Source organism: Streptomyces sp. NPDC104371, assembly GCF_055583785.1.
On sequence record NZ_JBVJNF010000004.1, the window covers coordinates 1 to 14,376 of the forward strand.

At 70.8% G+C, this 14,376-nt stretch carries 12 protein-coding genes; 5 read left to right on the forward strand and 7 right to left on the reverse strand.

Translation table 11 applies throughout. The features are described from left to right. Nucleotides 1–368: 368 nt before the first annotated feature. The gene (locus ACZ60T_RS14000; RefSeq protein ID WP_469666569.1) at nt 369–992 is read right to left on the reverse strand and encodes a histidine phosphatase family protein; all 624 of its coding nucleotides are present in this window, start codon (nt 990–992) and stop codon (nt 369–371) included. A gap of 235 nt (nt 993–1,227) precedes the next feature. Then, nucleotides 1,228–2,673 (reverse strand): MFS transporter, encoded by a 1,446-nt coding sequence (locus ACZ60T_RS14005; RefSeq protein WP_469666094.1) that lies wholly within the window; start codon nt 2,671–2,673, stop codon nt 1,228–1,230. Nucleotides 2,674–2,778: 105 nt separating this feature from the next. Between ACZ60T_RS14005 and dusB the strand changes: the two genes are divergently transcribed. From dusB to ACZ60T_RS14020, 3 genes are all read left to right on the forward strand, one after another. Then, entirely contained in the window at nt 2,779–3,936 is a 1,158-nt protein-coding gene (dusB, locus tag ACZ60T_RS14010) for a tRNA dihydrouridine synthase DusB (protein ID WP_469666096.1), read from the forward strand. A gap of 485 nt (nt 3,937–4,421) precedes the next feature. Beyond that, nucleotides 4,422–7,163: a pyruvate, phosphate dikinase gene (gene ppdK, locus ACZ60T_RS14015; protein WP_469666097.1), complete on the forward strand. Its 2,742-nt coding sequence runs from the start codon at nt 4,422–4,424 to the stop codon at nt 7,161–7,163. A gap of 203 nt (nt 7,164–7,366) precedes the next feature. Further along, nucleotides 7,367–8,149 carry a sulfite exporter TauE/SafE family protein gene (locus tag ACZ60T_RS14020; RefSeq protein ID WP_469666099.1) on the forward strand — a complete coding sequence of 261 codons (783 nt, stop codon included), beginning with the start codon at nt 7,367–7,369 and terminating at the stop codon, nt 8,147–8,149. A 4-nt stretch (nt 8,150–8,153) separates the two neighbouring features. Here ACZ60T_RS14020 and ACZ60T_RS14025 read toward each other — a convergent pair whose 3' ends face one another. Then, nucleotides 8,154–8,828, reverse strand: a complete 675-nt coding sequence (locus ACZ60T_RS14025; RefSeq protein WP_469666100.1) for a class F sortase — start codon at nt 8,826–8,828, stop codon at nt 8,154–8,156. Nucleotides 8,829–8,921: 93 nt separating this feature from the next. After that, complete coding sequence (locus ACZ60T_RS14030) at nt 8,922–9,443, reverse strand: hypothetical protein (protein WP_469666101.1); 522 nt, start codon at nt 9,441–9,443, stop codon at nt 8,922–8,924. Nucleotides 9,444–9,723: 280 nt separating this feature from the next. On the opposite strand from ACZ60T_RS14030, the gene ACZ60T_RS14035 reads away from it, so the two are divergent. After that, on the forward strand, nt 9,724–10,323 hold the full coding sequence (locus tag ACZ60T_RS14035; RefSeq protein WP_469666102.1) for an NADPH-dependent FMN reductase: 600 nt from the start codon (nt 9,724–9,726) through the stop codon (nt 10,321–10,323). A 58-nt stretch (nt 10,324–10,381) separates the two neighbouring features. Here the strand turns inward: ACZ60T_RS14035 and ACZ60T_RS14040 are convergent, their stop codons facing one another. Next, nucleotides 10,382–10,810, reverse strand: coding sequence for a VOC family protein (locus tag ACZ60T_RS14040; RefSeq protein WP_469666103.1), 429 nt, complete (start codon nt 10,808–10,810; stop codon nt 10,382–10,384). A gap of 331 nt (nt 10,811–11,141) precedes the next feature. Between ACZ60T_RS14040 and ACZ60T_RS14045 the strand changes: the two genes are divergently transcribed. Then, nucleotides 11,142–12,035 (forward strand): intradiol ring-cleavage dioxygenase, encoded by an 894-nt coding sequence (locus ACZ60T_RS14045; RefSeq protein ID WP_469666104.1) that lies wholly within the window; start codon nt 11,142–11,144, stop codon nt 12,033–12,035. 21 nt (nt 12,036–12,056) lie between these two features. On the opposite strand, the gene ACZ60T_RS14050 is transcribed toward ACZ60T_RS14045, so the two are convergent. Beyond that, nucleotides 12,057–13,526 carry a membrane-associated oxidoreductase gene (locus ACZ60T_RS14050; RefSeq protein WP_469666570.1) on the reverse strand — a complete coding sequence of 490 codons (1,470 nt, stop codon included), beginning with the start codon at nt 13,524–13,526 and terminating at the stop codon, nt 12,057–12,059. 2 nt (nt 13,527–13,528) lie between these two features. After that, on the reverse strand, nt 13,529–14,224 hold the full coding sequence (locus tag ACZ60T_RS14055) for a SanA/YdcF family protein (RefSeq protein WP_365619490.1): 696 nt from the start codon (nt 14,222–14,224) through the stop codon (nt 13,529–13,531). Between the last annotated feature and the right edge of the window lie 152 nt (nt 14,225–14,376).

Sequence of the window (14,376 nt, forward strand, 5' to 3'; positions counted from 1 at the left end):
GGGAGCGACGCGACGACATCCACGAAGCCTTCCTCGGCCTCGCGACCTGCCTGATCACCTACCGCCACGTCCGACGCCTTTGTTAGGACCTCTAAGGCCTGTTTGGAGTTGTGATCTGGGGCTCGCCAGATCACAACTCCAAACAGGCCCTAATGCCGCGTCAGGCAGCGTTTGCGACGGGGCAAACGTTGCCTGACGCGGCACTGGTGTCTTCCGGCGTTTGCGATCGACCGCGCCGGAAGCCGCATCTTCACCCGCTCCCTGTTGCTCCCGGCCTCGTTACTTGGCCAGGGCCTTGGCGACCGTCTTCGCCATAACCTGGACCCATGACCCGGCCAAGGCCGCGTAGCCGGCTGGAGCGGGCGCACTCACAGCCGTACCTCAGGAGGAAACCCGGTCCAGCGCAATTCGGCGGGTAGATGCCGCATGTCGTTGTAGACCAGGACCGAGGACGGCCGACCCGGCGTGTAGCGGATGACGGTCAGGGCGGCGTTGCCGTGGTTGAGGCCGAGCCAGCGCCACTCCGGGGCGTCCGTGGCATGCCGCACCAGCCAAGCGACCAGGAAGTTGTGGGTGACGACCAGTTCGTGGCGCTCCTCATTGCCCGCCACCGGGCCGGTGAACTGCTCCAAGGCCTGACCTGCCAGTACCGGACCGCGCTCACGGTCCTCGGCCGTGGACTGCGCGAGGAAACGCAGGAGGAAGTCGGCGCAGTCGGGCGGTAGTTCATCCCGATTCGGAAAGTACGGAACATAGTCACCGGCAGTCTCCGAGACCGCGATTGCGGCGCCGTCCAGGTGTTCGCCGATCAGGTGCGCGGTCTGCGCGGCCCGGGGCAGTGGGCCATGGTGAACCACCGAGATGGGACGGTTCGCCAGTCGGCGGCCGAGCAGAACCGCCTGCCGACGCCCGTTCTCCGACAGCCCACTCTCGTCCGGCAACGCCTCACCATGCCGAACCAGATACAGATAGCGGGTGGCCGTTCCCATCATCCCCAGGACTCCTTCGCGATCCATCACGGTCTCGTGGTCGTCCTGGGTTCGACGCCGTCTCTTCCCGCCCTGGTTCCGGCAGTTGCGATCAACGGCCGAAAGGGACACCGTCCCTCCCTTGGTTCGGGGCTCCTGCCTGTCGGTCGACTGATTACCGGGCCGACAGTCCGAGCAGAGCCACCGGACACTCCGGCTTCGGCGCGGCCGGGGCGGCGAAGTGTTCGTACGGCCAGGCCTACGCGGAGATGCCCGCGGCCTCCCGCACCTCCGCCGACTCCAGCCGCTCAGCGGTCCGTTCCGCTGTGCGGCGGCCCCAGCGGCCCGTGGTGAGCGCGCCGAGGGCCAGGACCGCGAGGCCGCAGGCCACGAGGATCCACCAGCCGGGGCGCGCGGCGGCCACGAAGGCGTCGCGGTACGGCGAGGAGCCGATGCCCGAGGCCAGCACCGCGCCGACCACCGCGACCCCGAGGGTCTGGCCGAGCTGGCGGCTGGTGGAGGCGACGGCGGCGGCGACTCCCGCCTGGGCGCGGGGCATCCCGGAGACGGCCGTGTTGGTGATCGGGGCGTTGACGAACCCGAAGCCGATGCCGAACAGCACGTACCCGACGCAGAGCGTGACGTTCGACGTCTCCGCCTCGAACGCGGCGAACAGCACGGCGCTCGTGGTCATCGCGCAGCCCGCGATCAGCAGCGGCAGGCGTGGGCCGCGGGTGCCGACCAGTCGGCCGGACAGCGGCGCGCACAGGAACGTCGGCAGGGCCATCGGCAGCATCCACAGGCCCGCGTGCAGGGCGTCCAGGCCGCGCACGTTCTGGAGATAGAGCGTGGACACGAACAGGAAGCCGCCGAGGGCCGCGAACGCGGTGACCGCGATCACCGTGGCTCCGCTGAACGGCGCCGAGTGGAAGAAGCGCAGATCGATGAGCGGTTCGGGGCGGCGCGGCTCGTAGCGGAGCAGGCCGAGCAGGGCCGCGAGCGCGACCACGGCGAACGGCACGAGCGTGGCCGGGCCCGCGTGCGGGGCCTCGATGATCGTGTACGTGAGGCTGCCGAACAGGGCGATCACCAGCACCTGGCCGACCGGGTCGGGGCGGCGGGGCTTCGGCGCCCGGGACTCCGGGATGAAGCGCAGGGTGAGCAGGATGGCCGCGAGGCCGACCGGGAGGTTGACCCAGAAGATGGAGCGCCAGCCGACGGACTCCACCAGCAACCCGCCGACCAGCGGGCCCGCGGCCATGGATATGCCGACCACGGCTCCCCACACACCGATCGCGCGGGCGCGTTCGCGCGCGTCGGTGAAGGTGTTGGTGATGATCGACATGGCGACGGGGTTGAGCATCGAACCGCCCACCGCCTGCACCATGCGGAAGGCGACGAGCGACTCCAGGTTGGGGGCCAGCGAGCAGAGCAGGGAGCCGAGGCTGAAGACGACGAGCCCCGCCATGAAGACGCGTTTGCGGCCGATCCGGTCGGCGGTGGAGCCCGCGAGCATCAGCAGCGAGGCCAGGACGAGCGTGTACGCGTCGATCGTCCATTGCAGGCCGGACACGCTCGCGTGCAGTTCTCTCTGCATCGAGGGCAACGCCACGTTCAGGATGGTGTTGTCGAGGCTCACGATCAGCAGGCTCATACAGCAGATCGCGAGGACCAGCAGGCTTCGTCGTCGGGTCGGCTCCGGCATGCGCCTCATCGTACGCCCGTTTCGATAGTGCGTCTAACTAATGACCGCTACACGATCAGGTCTCGTCCGCGTCGAGTACCCCTCGCCGTACGGGACAATGGCCTCATGTCCACGCCCCCGCCCACGCCCACGATGAACTCGACCTTGCGGATCGGCCCGCACGCCGTCCAGCCGCCCGTCGTCCTCGCGCCCATGGCCGGGATCACGAACGCGCCGTTCCGCACGCTGTGCCGGGAGTTCAGTGGCGGCAAGGGTCTCTTCGTGAGCGAGATGATCACGACCCGGGCGCTGGTCGAGCGCAACGACAAGACCATGCAGCTCATCACGTTCGACGCGAGCGAGAAGCCGCGCTCCATCCAGCTCTACGGCGTGGACCCGGCGACCGTCGGCAAGGCCGTCCGCATGATCGTGGAAGAGGACCTGGCCGACCACATCGACCTGAACTTCGGCTGCCCGGTGCCGAAGGTGACCCGCAAGGGCGGCGGATCCGCGCTGCCCTACAAGCGGAACCTGCTGCGGGCGATCCTGCGCGAGGCCGTGAGTGGCGCGGGTGACCTCCCGGTCACGATGAAGATGCGCAAGGGCATCGACGACGACCACCTCACCTTCCTCGACGCCGGACGGATCGCCGTCGAGGAGGGCGTCACCGCCATCGCGCTGCACGGCCGCACCACCGCCCAGCACTACGGCGGCACGGCGGACTGGGAGGCGATCGCGCGGCTGAAGGAGCATGTGCCCGAGATCCCGGTGCTCGGCAACGGCGACATCTGGTCGGCCGAGGACGCGCTGCGGATGGTGCGCGAGACGGGCTGCGACGGCGTGGTGGTCGGGCGCGGCTGCCTGGGGCGGCCCTGGCTGTTCGGGGATCTGGTGGCGGCCTTCGAGGGGCGCGACGACTTCACCCGCCCGACGCTGCGCGAGGTCGCGGACGTCATGGTCCGGCACGCCACCCTGCTCGGCGAGTGGATCGGCGACGAGGCACGCGGGGTCATCGACTTCCGCAAGCACGTGGCCTGGTACCTCAAGGGCTTCGCGGTCGGCTCGGAGATGCGCAAGCGGCTCGCGATCACGTCGTCACTGGCGGAACTGCGGGCCGGGCTGGACGAACTGGATCTCGACCAGCCGTGGCCCGCGGGCGCCGACGGACCCCGGGGCCGTACGTCCGGCAACAACCGGGTGGTGCTCCCGGACGGCTGGCTGAAGGACCCGTACGACTGCGCGGGCGTCGGCGAGGACGCGGAGCTGGACACGTCCGGGGGGTGAACGCGTCCGAGGGGATGAACGCGTCCGGGGGATGAACGCGATCCGTGGGCGCGGTGAACCCCGTCCGTGGGTCCCGCGACCGTCCGCGACACGCCCGGATGCGTGTCCGCATGGTGACATAAAGCCTCCTCAGTTCGCGTGATTCTCGCCACCTCTGATCGGGGATGCGCTCAGATGAGCGATTGAAGGTCGACTGCACTTCTCCAAGGGGTGGCACTCAGTGCCACCCCTTGATCGTTCATCGATCAAAATCAAACGTGCGGGATGGGTGCTCATGTGAGCGTCTAGAGGCGTCTGTGGGGGGTGATGTGTTCAAGAAGTGAAAACACGCGGCGCCAGGTGCTTGCCAAGCTTTGACTTTCGATCCAGTGGCGGACGGGTGGTTGCATGCGCATGACGCGCAAGAGGATGTACGCAGATGCCTTCGATCTGGGTATGTTCCTCGCCGTCAGGGCAGCCACCGCGTCCTCGAGGAGTCGAGACCCGTGTCGGAAAACAGAGATCACCGCGTAACTGAAAAGGGTGTCGAGGGGGTGAAGTTCGTTTATGACTTCACCGAGGGCAACAAGGACCTCAAGGACCTTCTCGGCGGCAAGGGTGCGAACCTCGCCGAGATGACCAATCTGGGTCTTCCCGTTCCTCCCGGCTTCACCATCACCACCGAGGCCTGCAAGGTCTACCTCGGCAGTGGCGAGGAACCGGTGGCACTGCGTGACGAGGTCAGCTCCCACCTCACCGCGCTCGAGGAGCGCATGGGCAAGAAGCTCGGCCAGCCCGACAACCCCCTGCTGGTATCGGTGCGTTCCGGTGCGAAGTTCTCCATGCCCGGCATGATGGACACGGTCCTGAACATCGGTCTCTCCGACAGATCGGTGCAGGGTCTGGCCAAGCAGGCCGGTGACGAGCGGTTCGCGTGGGACTCCTACCGCCGTCTCATCCAGATGTTCGGCAAGACGGTCCTCGGCGTCGACGGCGACCTCTTCGAGGACGCGCTGGACGCCGCCAAGACGGCCAAGAAGGTCGCGGTCGACACGGAGTTGGAGGCCGCGGACCTCAAGAAGCTGGTCACCAAGTTCAAGAAGATCGTCAAGACCGAGGCCGGGCGCGACTTCCCGCAGGACCCGCGCGAGCAGATGGACCTCGCCATCAAGGCCGTCTTCGAGTCGTGGAACGGCGACCGCGCGAAGCTCTACCGCCGCCAGGAGCGCATCCCGCACGACCTCGGCACGGCCGTGAACATCTGCTCCATGGTCTTCGGCAACCTCGGCCCCGACTCGGGCACGGGCGTCGCCTTCACCCGCGACCCGGCCTCCGGCCACCAGGGCGTCTACGGCGACTACTTGCAGAACGCCCAGGGCGAGGACGTCGTCGCGGGTATCCGCAACACCGTCCCGCTCGCGGAGCTGGAGCGTATCGACAAGGCGTCGTACGACCGGCTGATGCAGATCATGGAGACGCTGGAGAACCACTACAAGGATCTCTGCGACATCGAGTTCACCATCGAGCGCGGCCAGTTGTGGATGCTCCAGACCCGCGTCGGCAAGCGCACGGCGGGCGCCGCCTTCCGGATCGCGACCCAGCTCGTCGACCAGGGGCTCATCGACGAGGCCGAGGCGCTCCAGCGCGTCACCGGCGCCCAGCTCGCCCAGCTCATGTTCCCGCGTTTCGACGAGAAGGCCAAGGTCGAGCAGGTCGGCCGGGGCATCGCCGCCTCGCCGGGCGCGGCGGTCGGCAAGGCGGTCTTCGACTCGTACACGGCCGTCAAGTGGTCGCGCTCGGGCGAGAAGGTCATCCTGGTGCGCCGTGAGACGAACCCGGACGACCTCGACGGCATGATCGCGGCCGAGGGCATCCTGACCTCGCGCGGCGGCAAGACCTCCCACGCGGCCGTCGTCGCGCGCGGCATGGGCAAGACCTGTGTCTGCGGCGCCGAGGAGCTGGAGGTCGACACCAAGCGGCGGCGCATGACCGTGCCCGGCGGCCACGTGGTCGAGGAGGGCGACCTCATCTCGATCGACGGCTCCAGCGGCAAGGTGTACCTCGGCGAGGTCCCGGTGGTCCCCTCGCCCGTCGTGGAGTACTTCGAGGGCCGGATGCACGCGGGCGCCGACGACGCCGACGAGCTGGTCGAGGTCGTGCACCGGATCATGGCGTTCGCCGACCGCAAGCGGCGCCTGCGGGTGCGCGCCAACGCGGACAACGCCGAGGACGCGCTGCGGGCGCGGCGCTTCGGCGCGCAGGGCATCGGCCTGTGCCGTACGGAGCACATGTTCCTCGGCGACCGGCGCGAGCTGGTCGAGCGCCTGATCCTCGCGGACACGGAGACCGAGCGCGAGGAGGCCCTCAAGGAGCTGCTCCCGCTCCAGAAGTCCGACTTCGTCGAGCTGTTCGAGGCGATGGACGGGCTCCCCGTGACCGTCCGCCTGCTGGACCCGCCGCTGCACGAGTTCCTGCCCGACATCACCGAGCTGTCGGTGCGCGTGGCCCTGGCCGAGTCCCGTCAGGAGCCGCACGAGAACGAGCTGCGGCTGCTCCAGGCCGTCCACCGCCTGCACGAGCAGAACCCGATGCTGGGTCTGCGCGGTGTGCGCCTCGGTCTGGTGATCCCCGGTCTGTTCGCCATGCAGGTACGGGCGATCGCCGAGGCCGCGGCCGAGCGCAAGAACGCGAAGGGCGACCCCCGCGTGGAGGTCATGATCCCGCTCGTCGGCACCGTGCAGGAGCTGGAGATCGTACGGGAGGAGGCCGACCGGGTCATCGCCGAGGTCGAGGCGGCCACCGGCACCGAGCTGAAGCTGGCGATCGGCACGATGATCGAGCTGCCGCGCGCCGCGCTGACGGCCGGGCAGATCGCCGAGGCCGCGGAGTTCTTCTCCTTCGGCACCAACGACCTGACCCAGACGGTGTGGGGCTTCAGCCGCGACGACGTGGAGGCCTCGTTCTTCACCTCCTACCTGGAGAAGGGCATCTTCGGCGTCAGCCCGTTCGAGACGATCGACAAGGACGGCGTCGGCAAGCTGGTCCGCGACGCGGCCAAGGCCGGGCGGGCGACCCGCCCCGACCTGAAGCTGGGCGTGTGCGGCGAGCACGGCGGCGACCCCGAGTCCGTCCACTTCTTCCACGAGGCCGGACTCGACTACGTCTCCTGCTCCCCGTTCCGTATCCCCGTGGCCCGGCTGGAGGCCGGACGCGCGGCCTCGCAGGCGCAGGGCAGCGACCACCGCTGACCCGACCGCCGACAACTCCCGGAGCCGCCATCGGTCACCTCCCTCGCCGACACGAGGACGGCTCCGGACCGCCGGGAGAGGGCGGCACCCCTGTGCGGGGGGTGCCGCCCTCCCCGTTTCCCCACCTCTGGAAGACGTCGCCAACCTCAGAAGACGCTCAGGATCATGGACCGCGCCGTGGTCCGGTCCTTAAGGTCGCGATCATGCCCGATATATCGCTGACCATGGTCGTTGTCCTCTGTCTCACCGCGCTCGCGGCCGGTTGGGTCGATGCGGTGGTCGGCGGTGGCGGGCTGCTGCTGCTCCCCGCCCTGCTGCTCGGCCTGCCCGCCGGTACGGCGGCGTCGGCCGCGCTCGGCACCAACAAGGCGGTCGCGATCGTCGGTACGACGGGCGCCGCCGTGACGTACGTACGCAAGACGCGGGTCGACGTGGCGCTGGCCGTACGGATCGGGCTCGCGGCGCTCGCCGGGTCCACGGGCGGGGCGTTCGTGGCCGCCGGGATGAGCACGGACGTCCTCAAGCCGGTCGTGATGGTCGTCCTGCTCGCGGTCGGCGCCTTCGTGATCCTGCGGCCCGCCTTCGGGACCGTGCCCTCGGCCGAGCCGGTCTCCGCGCGCCGTGTGCTCGCCGCGATCGGGCTCGCGGGCCTCGGCATCGGCTTCTACGACGGTCTCATCGGCCCCGGCACGGGCACCTTCCTCATCCTGGCGCTCACCGCGGTCCTCCACCTCGACCTGGTGAACGCCTCCGCCATCGCCAAGATCGTCAACTGCTGCACCAACGCCGGTGCCCTCGCCACCTTCGCCTGGAAGGGCACGGTCTTCTGGCAACTGGCCGCGGTGATGGCGGTCTTCAACCTGGCGGGCGGGATGTTCGGCGCGCGCACCGCGCTGAAGAAGGGCAGCGGGTTCGTCCGGATCGTGCTGCTGACGGTGGTGTTCGCGCTGGTGGTGAACATGGCGTACCAGCAGTGGCTGGCCTGAGGCGTCAACTGCCGCCGCTGACACGGCTTCCCGTGAGGCGGGCGAAGACCACCACGTTCCCCTGGTAGCCCGTCGCCTTCGTATAGCCCCCGCCGCAGGTGATCACCCGCAGCTCGGGGCGCCCGGCCGCCCCGTACACCCTGTCGTCGGGGAAGGCGTTCGCCGCGTACACCTCCACCGCGTACACCGTGAACACGGCCGTCGAGCCGTCGCGCCGCCCCACCTCGATCGTGCTGCCCTTCGGCAGCGCGCCGAGGGCGTAGAAGACGGCCGGGCCCCGGGCGGTGTCGACGTGCCCGGCGACGATCGCGGTGCCGACGCCGCCGGGGACGGTCCCGGCCGCGTACCAGCCCGCGAGGTTCCTCCGTCCCGCGGGCGGGGCCTCGAGGCGGCCGGTCCGGGTCAGACCGAGGCCGGTCAGCGGGGCGTCCACGCGTATCTCCGGTATGCGGACGCGTACGGGGACCGAGGGCGCGAGCGCGGGCGCGGCGGACCGTATGCGGTCGGCGCCCGTGGCCGCCTGCGCGACCGACGGCTGCGGCGGGGAGTGGCCCTCGGCCGCGTGGTGCAGCAGCCACAGGCCCCCGCAGAGGGCGATCGCCGAGGCGGAGGCTATGGCGGCGTTGGCGACCTCTCTGGCACTGCCGGCCTGCTGCACCTGGGCCTCCTTCACGGACACGGCGCCCCCTGCCCCCCTCCGGCCGCGAGGGGCATCGGCACCCGGAGGGGGAGCGGACGGCGGTACCGGCCGACGGGCAGCTAAGAGCGCCCGTCAGCTCCTGTCACGTCGCACACGGCGGTGCAGGAGCCAGGTACCGCTCGCGGCGGCGACGGCGAGGGCCGCCACGCCTACCGCGGTCTGCACAGGGTCGGCGCCGAACGCGCCGCCGACCCCCGTCTTCACACTTCCCCGCGGCTGCGTGGCGCCGCCGACCGGGGTCAGGGTGACCGTCAGATCACCGGTCACGGTCGCGCGCCCGCCACCGGAGCAGGTCGCGACGATCTCGTACGTCCCCGGCTGCGCGCTCGGCGGCACCCTGAAGTGCCCGGTCGCGTCCTTGCCGGGCGAGCCGGGCGCGAGCGTGAACATACCGGCGCCGACCGCGCTGGCGTTGCCCATCGCGGCGCCGCCCGTGCCGCAGGCCGCCGTGGTCACGGTGATCCGGGCCCCCGGTACGGCGTTGGAGGGCAGGACCGTCAGGTTCCCGGCGCCCTCGCCGTACGCCGGCACGGCCATGCCGCCCGCGGCGACGGCGAGCGCGGTACCGGTCAGCAGACGGGCCGTACGTCGCATCTCGTCCTCCTCCGCTGTGCCGCCGTGTCGGTCGTACCCCTGCCCTTCCGAGGTAACGGGCAGTCGGCCGCGGGCGCTCGCTGACGGGGTGTCAGAACTGCGGTGAACGGGTGTCGGCGATGTGCTCCAAGTGGTGCGTACGTCCGGCGTTCCGGCAGGTCAACGGCGTACGGCGGACGAGTCGCGAACGGAGGGCCGAGAGGTGCGCAAAGGGTGGACGGGGGCGGGGCGCTCGGCTTCGCTTGACCTCAAGAATGGTCGAGGTACCAGGCTGTGCCGCATGAACACCGCTACGGACACCTCTCTCGCCTCCCCCGTCCGCGTCACCGTCGTGATCGGCAGCACCCGGCACGGCCGCTTCGGCCCCGTCGTCGCACGGTGGCTGCTCGCCCGCGCCCGTGAGCGCGAGGACCTCGTGGTCGACGTCGTGGACGTGGCGGAGGTCCCGCTGCCCCTGACCTTCGCCCCGTCCCCGGAGGCGACGGCCGCGCTGGCCGACGTCACCCCGAAGCTGGCCGCCGCCGACGCGTTCGTCGTCCTCACCCCCGAGTACAACCACTCCTTCCCGGCCGGACTGAAGAACCTGATCGACTGGCACTTCACCGAGTGGCAGGCCAAGCCGGTGGCCCTGGTCTCCTACGGCGGCGTCTCCGGCGGCCTGCGCGCGGTGGAGCACCTGCGCCAGGTCTTCGCGGAACTGCACGCGGTGACGGTACGGGACACGGTGTCGTTCGCCGGGGCGAGCGCCGCGTTCGACGACGAGGGCAACCCGCGCGACACGACCGGCCCGGACGCCGCCGCGAAGAAGATGATGGACCAACTGCTCTGGTGGGCACGGACGTTGCGGGAGGCGAAGAAGAAGCGCCCGTACGCCGCCTAGACCTGCGGGTCCGCGAGGGCCTCCGTCACCGCACGGTGGCCCAGCGCGGTGCCCGCTGTCAGGGGCGGGCGTAAGGGCGGGTCATGATCTCCATGTTGTGGCCGTCCGGGTCGTCGAAGTAGGCGCCGCGACCGCCGAACAGGCGGTTGATCCGGCCGGGTTCCTTGCGGCGGGGGTCGGCGTAGTAGGTGACGCCGACCGCCTCCAGGCGGGCGATCACGGCGTCGAACCGCTCGTCGGGCACGAGGAAGGCGTAGTGCTGCGACTGGATCGGCTCGTCCCTCTTCTCGTAGTAGTCGAGCGTCACGCCGTTGCCGAGGTCGACGGGCAGGAACGGCCCGAACCGGGCCCCGACCGTCAAGTCCAGGATCACGGCGAGGAATTCGGCGGACAGGTACGGGTCGCTCGCGTAGACGGCGGTGTGGTCGAGCCGGACACCGGCCGTCGACGGCGCGGGTTCACTCGGGTACTGCTGGGCATGGGACATCAGTGAGGTATCTCCGGTCTTGGGATCCGTATCCGCTGGAACGGGGCGCCGCACGCGGGCGCCGAAGCGAAGACGCGGAGAAGGGGCGGGGCTCTTGCCCGCCTCGCGCTCACGCCGAGGCCGGGAACCTCACTCGTGCATGGCCCAAGGCCGACCCGGCAGTCACCCGAACGACTCTAGCGATCACCCTGGACGGCAGGCAACGCCCCTTCCCCGTCCCGCAGTCGCCCCTGCATCGCGCTGGCAGTCGGGGGCGCCCGCGTCGCTCGTGCGGGCGATCGGCCCGTGCGCCCCGTCGGGCGTCCCGGCGCTCGCGCCTAGGGTCCCGGCCATGACCGATAGCGACCTCACCCGGCGGCGTGCCCTCGCGCTGGGCGGCGCCGCGGCCGGTGCCGTTCTGGGACTCGGTATCGCCTCCTGCTCCTTCTCGGAGCACGGCTCCCGTGCGTCGGGGCCGGACGACGCCTCGAACAGCGTCCCGGACGCCGAACTGTGCATGCTCAACCCGAGCACCACGGAAGGCCCGTACTACCTTCAGGGCGCGCTCTTCCGCAGGGACGTCACCGAGGGCAGGCGGGGCGTCCCGCTCACCGTCCGGCTGACCGTGCGCGACCAGCCCCATACCTGCGCTCCGTTGAAGGGCGCGTACGTCGAGATCTGGCAGCCCGACGCCTGGGGCTACTTCTCCGGCTACACGGCCCTGCCGCCAGGCGGCACGGTGCCCCCGGCCGACCCGGACCCCGGCGGCGCGAACTCCGGGACGTATCTGCGCGGTTACCAGCGGACCGGCGCCGACGGCGTCGCCGAGTTCCGGACGATCTTCCCCGGCTGGTACCGGTCCCGCGCCCCGCACCTCTACGTCAAGGTGCACACCGGCGGCCGCCAGGCGGGCGGCACCTACGAGGGCGGCCGGGTCAACTGGACCGGGCAGCTCTTCTTCGACGACCGGTACACCGACGCGGTGTACGCGAGGGCCCCGTACGCCGAGCACGTCGGGACACGCGCGCGGCTCGCGCAGGACACCGTGTATCACGGGGGCGGTGAGCGGGACGGTCTGATGCGCGTCACGGGGAACGCGGACGCGGGGTTCGTGGCCACGCTGACCGTCGGGATCGACCCGACGCGGGAGAACGCCGGGGCGGAGGTGGACGGCGAGAGCCCCGCGCGGCCGAGTTCGGCGCCGCCGAGTCCGGCACCACCTGGTTCCGCTCCAGGACGCGTATGACGCCCACGACACCTGCGCCGCCTACTGGCGCGACAGCGACCGCGTGATGCCCGCCGCGATCGTCGTCGCGAGCACCCAGCCCGTGGCGATCAGCAGGTACGACAGCCACTGATAGCCGCCGCGCGGCGCGAACGCCGCCTCCTGTCCGAAGTCGATGATCGGCAGCAGCAGATCGAGGGTGTAGAAGAGCGGGTTGAACCCGGGCGCCTCGGACGGCTTGAGCGCGGGCGGGTGGTGCAGGGCGAAGGCGAGCGTGCCGGTGCACAGCAGCAACAGCAGCCAGCCCGCGGCCCGCATCGGGCGGAAGCCGTAGCCGACGGCCGCGTCCTGCACATGCCCCCACAGCCGGGCGTAGGCCGGCAGCGTACGGCGATGCCTGCGGAGCTTGGCGAGTTGGACGGTACGGGCCGCGGTCTCGTCGCCCACCGTGCGGTACGCGGTGGTCAACTGCTCGTAGACGTACGGGAGATAGCCGTCGGCCTCGCGCTCCAGCAGGGGCAGGCGCTGTTCGGCGGGCAGATGCGGGGCCAGGACACGGTAGTCGAGCCCGTTGATACGGACCTGCCGGGGCCATACCTCGGGCGGCACGTGCAGCAGGTCGAGTTGGGTGCGGCGCAGGTTCACCGTGCCCTCGATCGGGGCGACTTCACGCAGCCACAGTTCACCGATGACGCAGCTACTGGCGCGCAGGGCCTGACCCTCCGGGTGGGACAGACGGGCGTGGGAGAAGTTGAGTTGGCCCGGGATCCGGGAACCGGTCAGATTGACCCGGCCCTCGGCCTGTAACCCTCTGGCGTGCAGGTCGGTGCCGACCGTCAGCGTCTCGGCGTGCAGGGCCGTGTCGCCGGGGGCATGCATCTGCGCGTCGTTGAGGTTGACCTGCCCGCTGACGACGGCGCCCTTCAGCCGGACCTGGCCGTACGCGACGAGCCCGGCGGCCCAGATGTCCGTGCCCACCTCCGTGTGGTTGAGCTGGAGGACGGGTTCCTCGGCGGGCTCGTCGGGGTCGCCGAACCGCGCCTTGTTGACGAAGACCGCGCCGGAGAACTTCGCCCCCGCGAGCCGTACCGGCCCCGAGATACGGCAGCACGTGAGCCGCAGCACCCCGTCGACGCGGAGCGTTCCCGCGGTGAGCCCCGGCAGGACCGAGTCGGTCAGGACGAGCGCGGGGATCCGCGCGCCGTACAGGTTCGGGGGCTTCTCGAAGTGGCAGCCGCGCAGCCGGACGGGATGCTCGATCGTCCCGTACATCAGATGGAGCGTCCCGGTGATGCGCGCGCCCCACAGCTTCAGCCCGGCGATCTCGCCGTCCTGCGCGGGACCGTCGAGCAGGAGGGCCCGCAGCACCTCGCCCCGGACGGTCCGTTCGGGGCCCCAGGACGCGCCGGTCGTGGGGTCCTCGTCGGGGCTCTCGCGGAAGTCGACCGCGGCACCGCTCGGGAAGGCCTCCCAGACGCGGCGCTCGGCGGGGGTCAGATCGGCGATCTCCACGGTCATTCCCGCCCCGCCGCCAGCGCCTTGGCCACTCCGGGCTCCTTCGGGCCGAGGAAGGTCGGGTCCGGCTGGAACAGCGCGTCCAGGGCGGCCTTGCCCGCCGCGAAGACCTCGCGGGCGCCGCCGTAGTACCAGGTCACGTCGTGCTTGGCGGCGACCCCGACGCCGTAGGAGGTCACGCCCGCCGCCTGGCACAGGGCGACCGCGCGGCGGACATGGAAGCCCTGGGTGATCAGGACCGCCCGGTCGACGCCGAAGACCTTCTTCGCGCGGACGCAGGAGTCCCAGGTGTCGAAGCCCGCGTAGTCGCTGACGATCCGCCGGTCCGGCACCCCGTGCCGGGTCAGATAGGCGCGCATCGCGTCCGGCTCGTCGTAGTCCTTACGGCTGTTGTCGCCCGTGACGAGGACGACCTCGATCCGGCCCGCCCGGTACAGCCGCGCCGCCGCGTCCAGCCGGTGGGCGAGATACGGCGAGGGCTCGCCGTCCCACAGACCGGCGCCGAAGACGACGGCGACCTTGGCGCGGGGCACGTCGGCGGTCGTGTGGAGCCGGTCGGCCGTCGACACGAACAGCCAGGTCGCCGGCAGCAGCGCCAGGACGCACACGAGCATCAGCAGTTGCACGGCCCGGCGCTGCCCGGCGCGGGTGCGCGGCAGGCGCGGTCTGCGGATCGTCAGGCGCGGCAGGCCCATCGCACACATTCCCCCCACATTCGGTTACGTCAGTGGGGACGCGGCGGACGCCGTTCCGGTTCACGCCCCACACCAGGAACGTCTCCGTGGCGATGTGGCCGCCGGATACGGGGCCCCGCATCCCGATTGTCCGCGGCTGCGATTACTGTCGG

What these genes read in the sequence shown, in the direction of transcription:
- ACZ60T_RS14000 (WP_469666569.1), bottom strand. Translation starts at nt 992, where the DNA reads ATGATGGGAACGGCCACCCGCTATCTGTATCTGGTTCGGCATGGTGAG.
- ACZ60T_RS14005 (WP_469666094.1), bottom strand. Translation starts at nt 2,673, where the DNA reads ATGCCGGAGCCGACCCGACGACGAAGCCTGCTGGTCCTCGCGATCTGC.
- dusB (WP_469666096.1), top strand. Translation starts at nt 2,779, where the DNA reads ATGTCCACGCCCCCGCCCACGCCCACGATGAACTCGACCTTGCGGATC.
- ACZ60T_RS14020 (WP_469666099.1), top strand. Translation starts at nt 7,367, where the DNA reads ATGCCCGATATATCGCTGACCATGGTCGTTGTCCTCTGTCTCACCGCG.
- ACZ60T_RS14030 (WP_469666101.1), bottom strand. Translation starts at nt 9,443, where the DNA reads ATGCGACGTACGGCCCGTCTGCTGACCGGTACCGCGCTCGCCGTCGCC.
- ACZ60T_RS14035 (WP_469666102.1), top strand. Translation starts at nt 9,724, where the DNA reads ATGAACACCGCTACGGACACCTCTCTCGCCTCCCCCGTCCGCGTCACC.
- ACZ60T_RS14040 (WP_469666103.1), bottom strand. Translation starts at nt 10,810, where the DNA reads ATGTCCCATGCCCAGCAGTACCCGAGTGAACCCGCGCCGTCGACGGCC.
- ACZ60T_RS14045 (WP_469666104.1), top strand. Translation starts at nt 11,142, where the DNA reads ATGACCGATAGCGACCTCACCCGGCGGCGTGCCCTCGCGCTGGGCGGC.
- ACZ60T_RS14055 (WP_365619490.1), bottom strand. Translation starts at nt 14,224, where the DNA reads ATGGGCCTGCCGCGCCTGACGATCCGCAGACCGCGCCTGCCGCGCACC.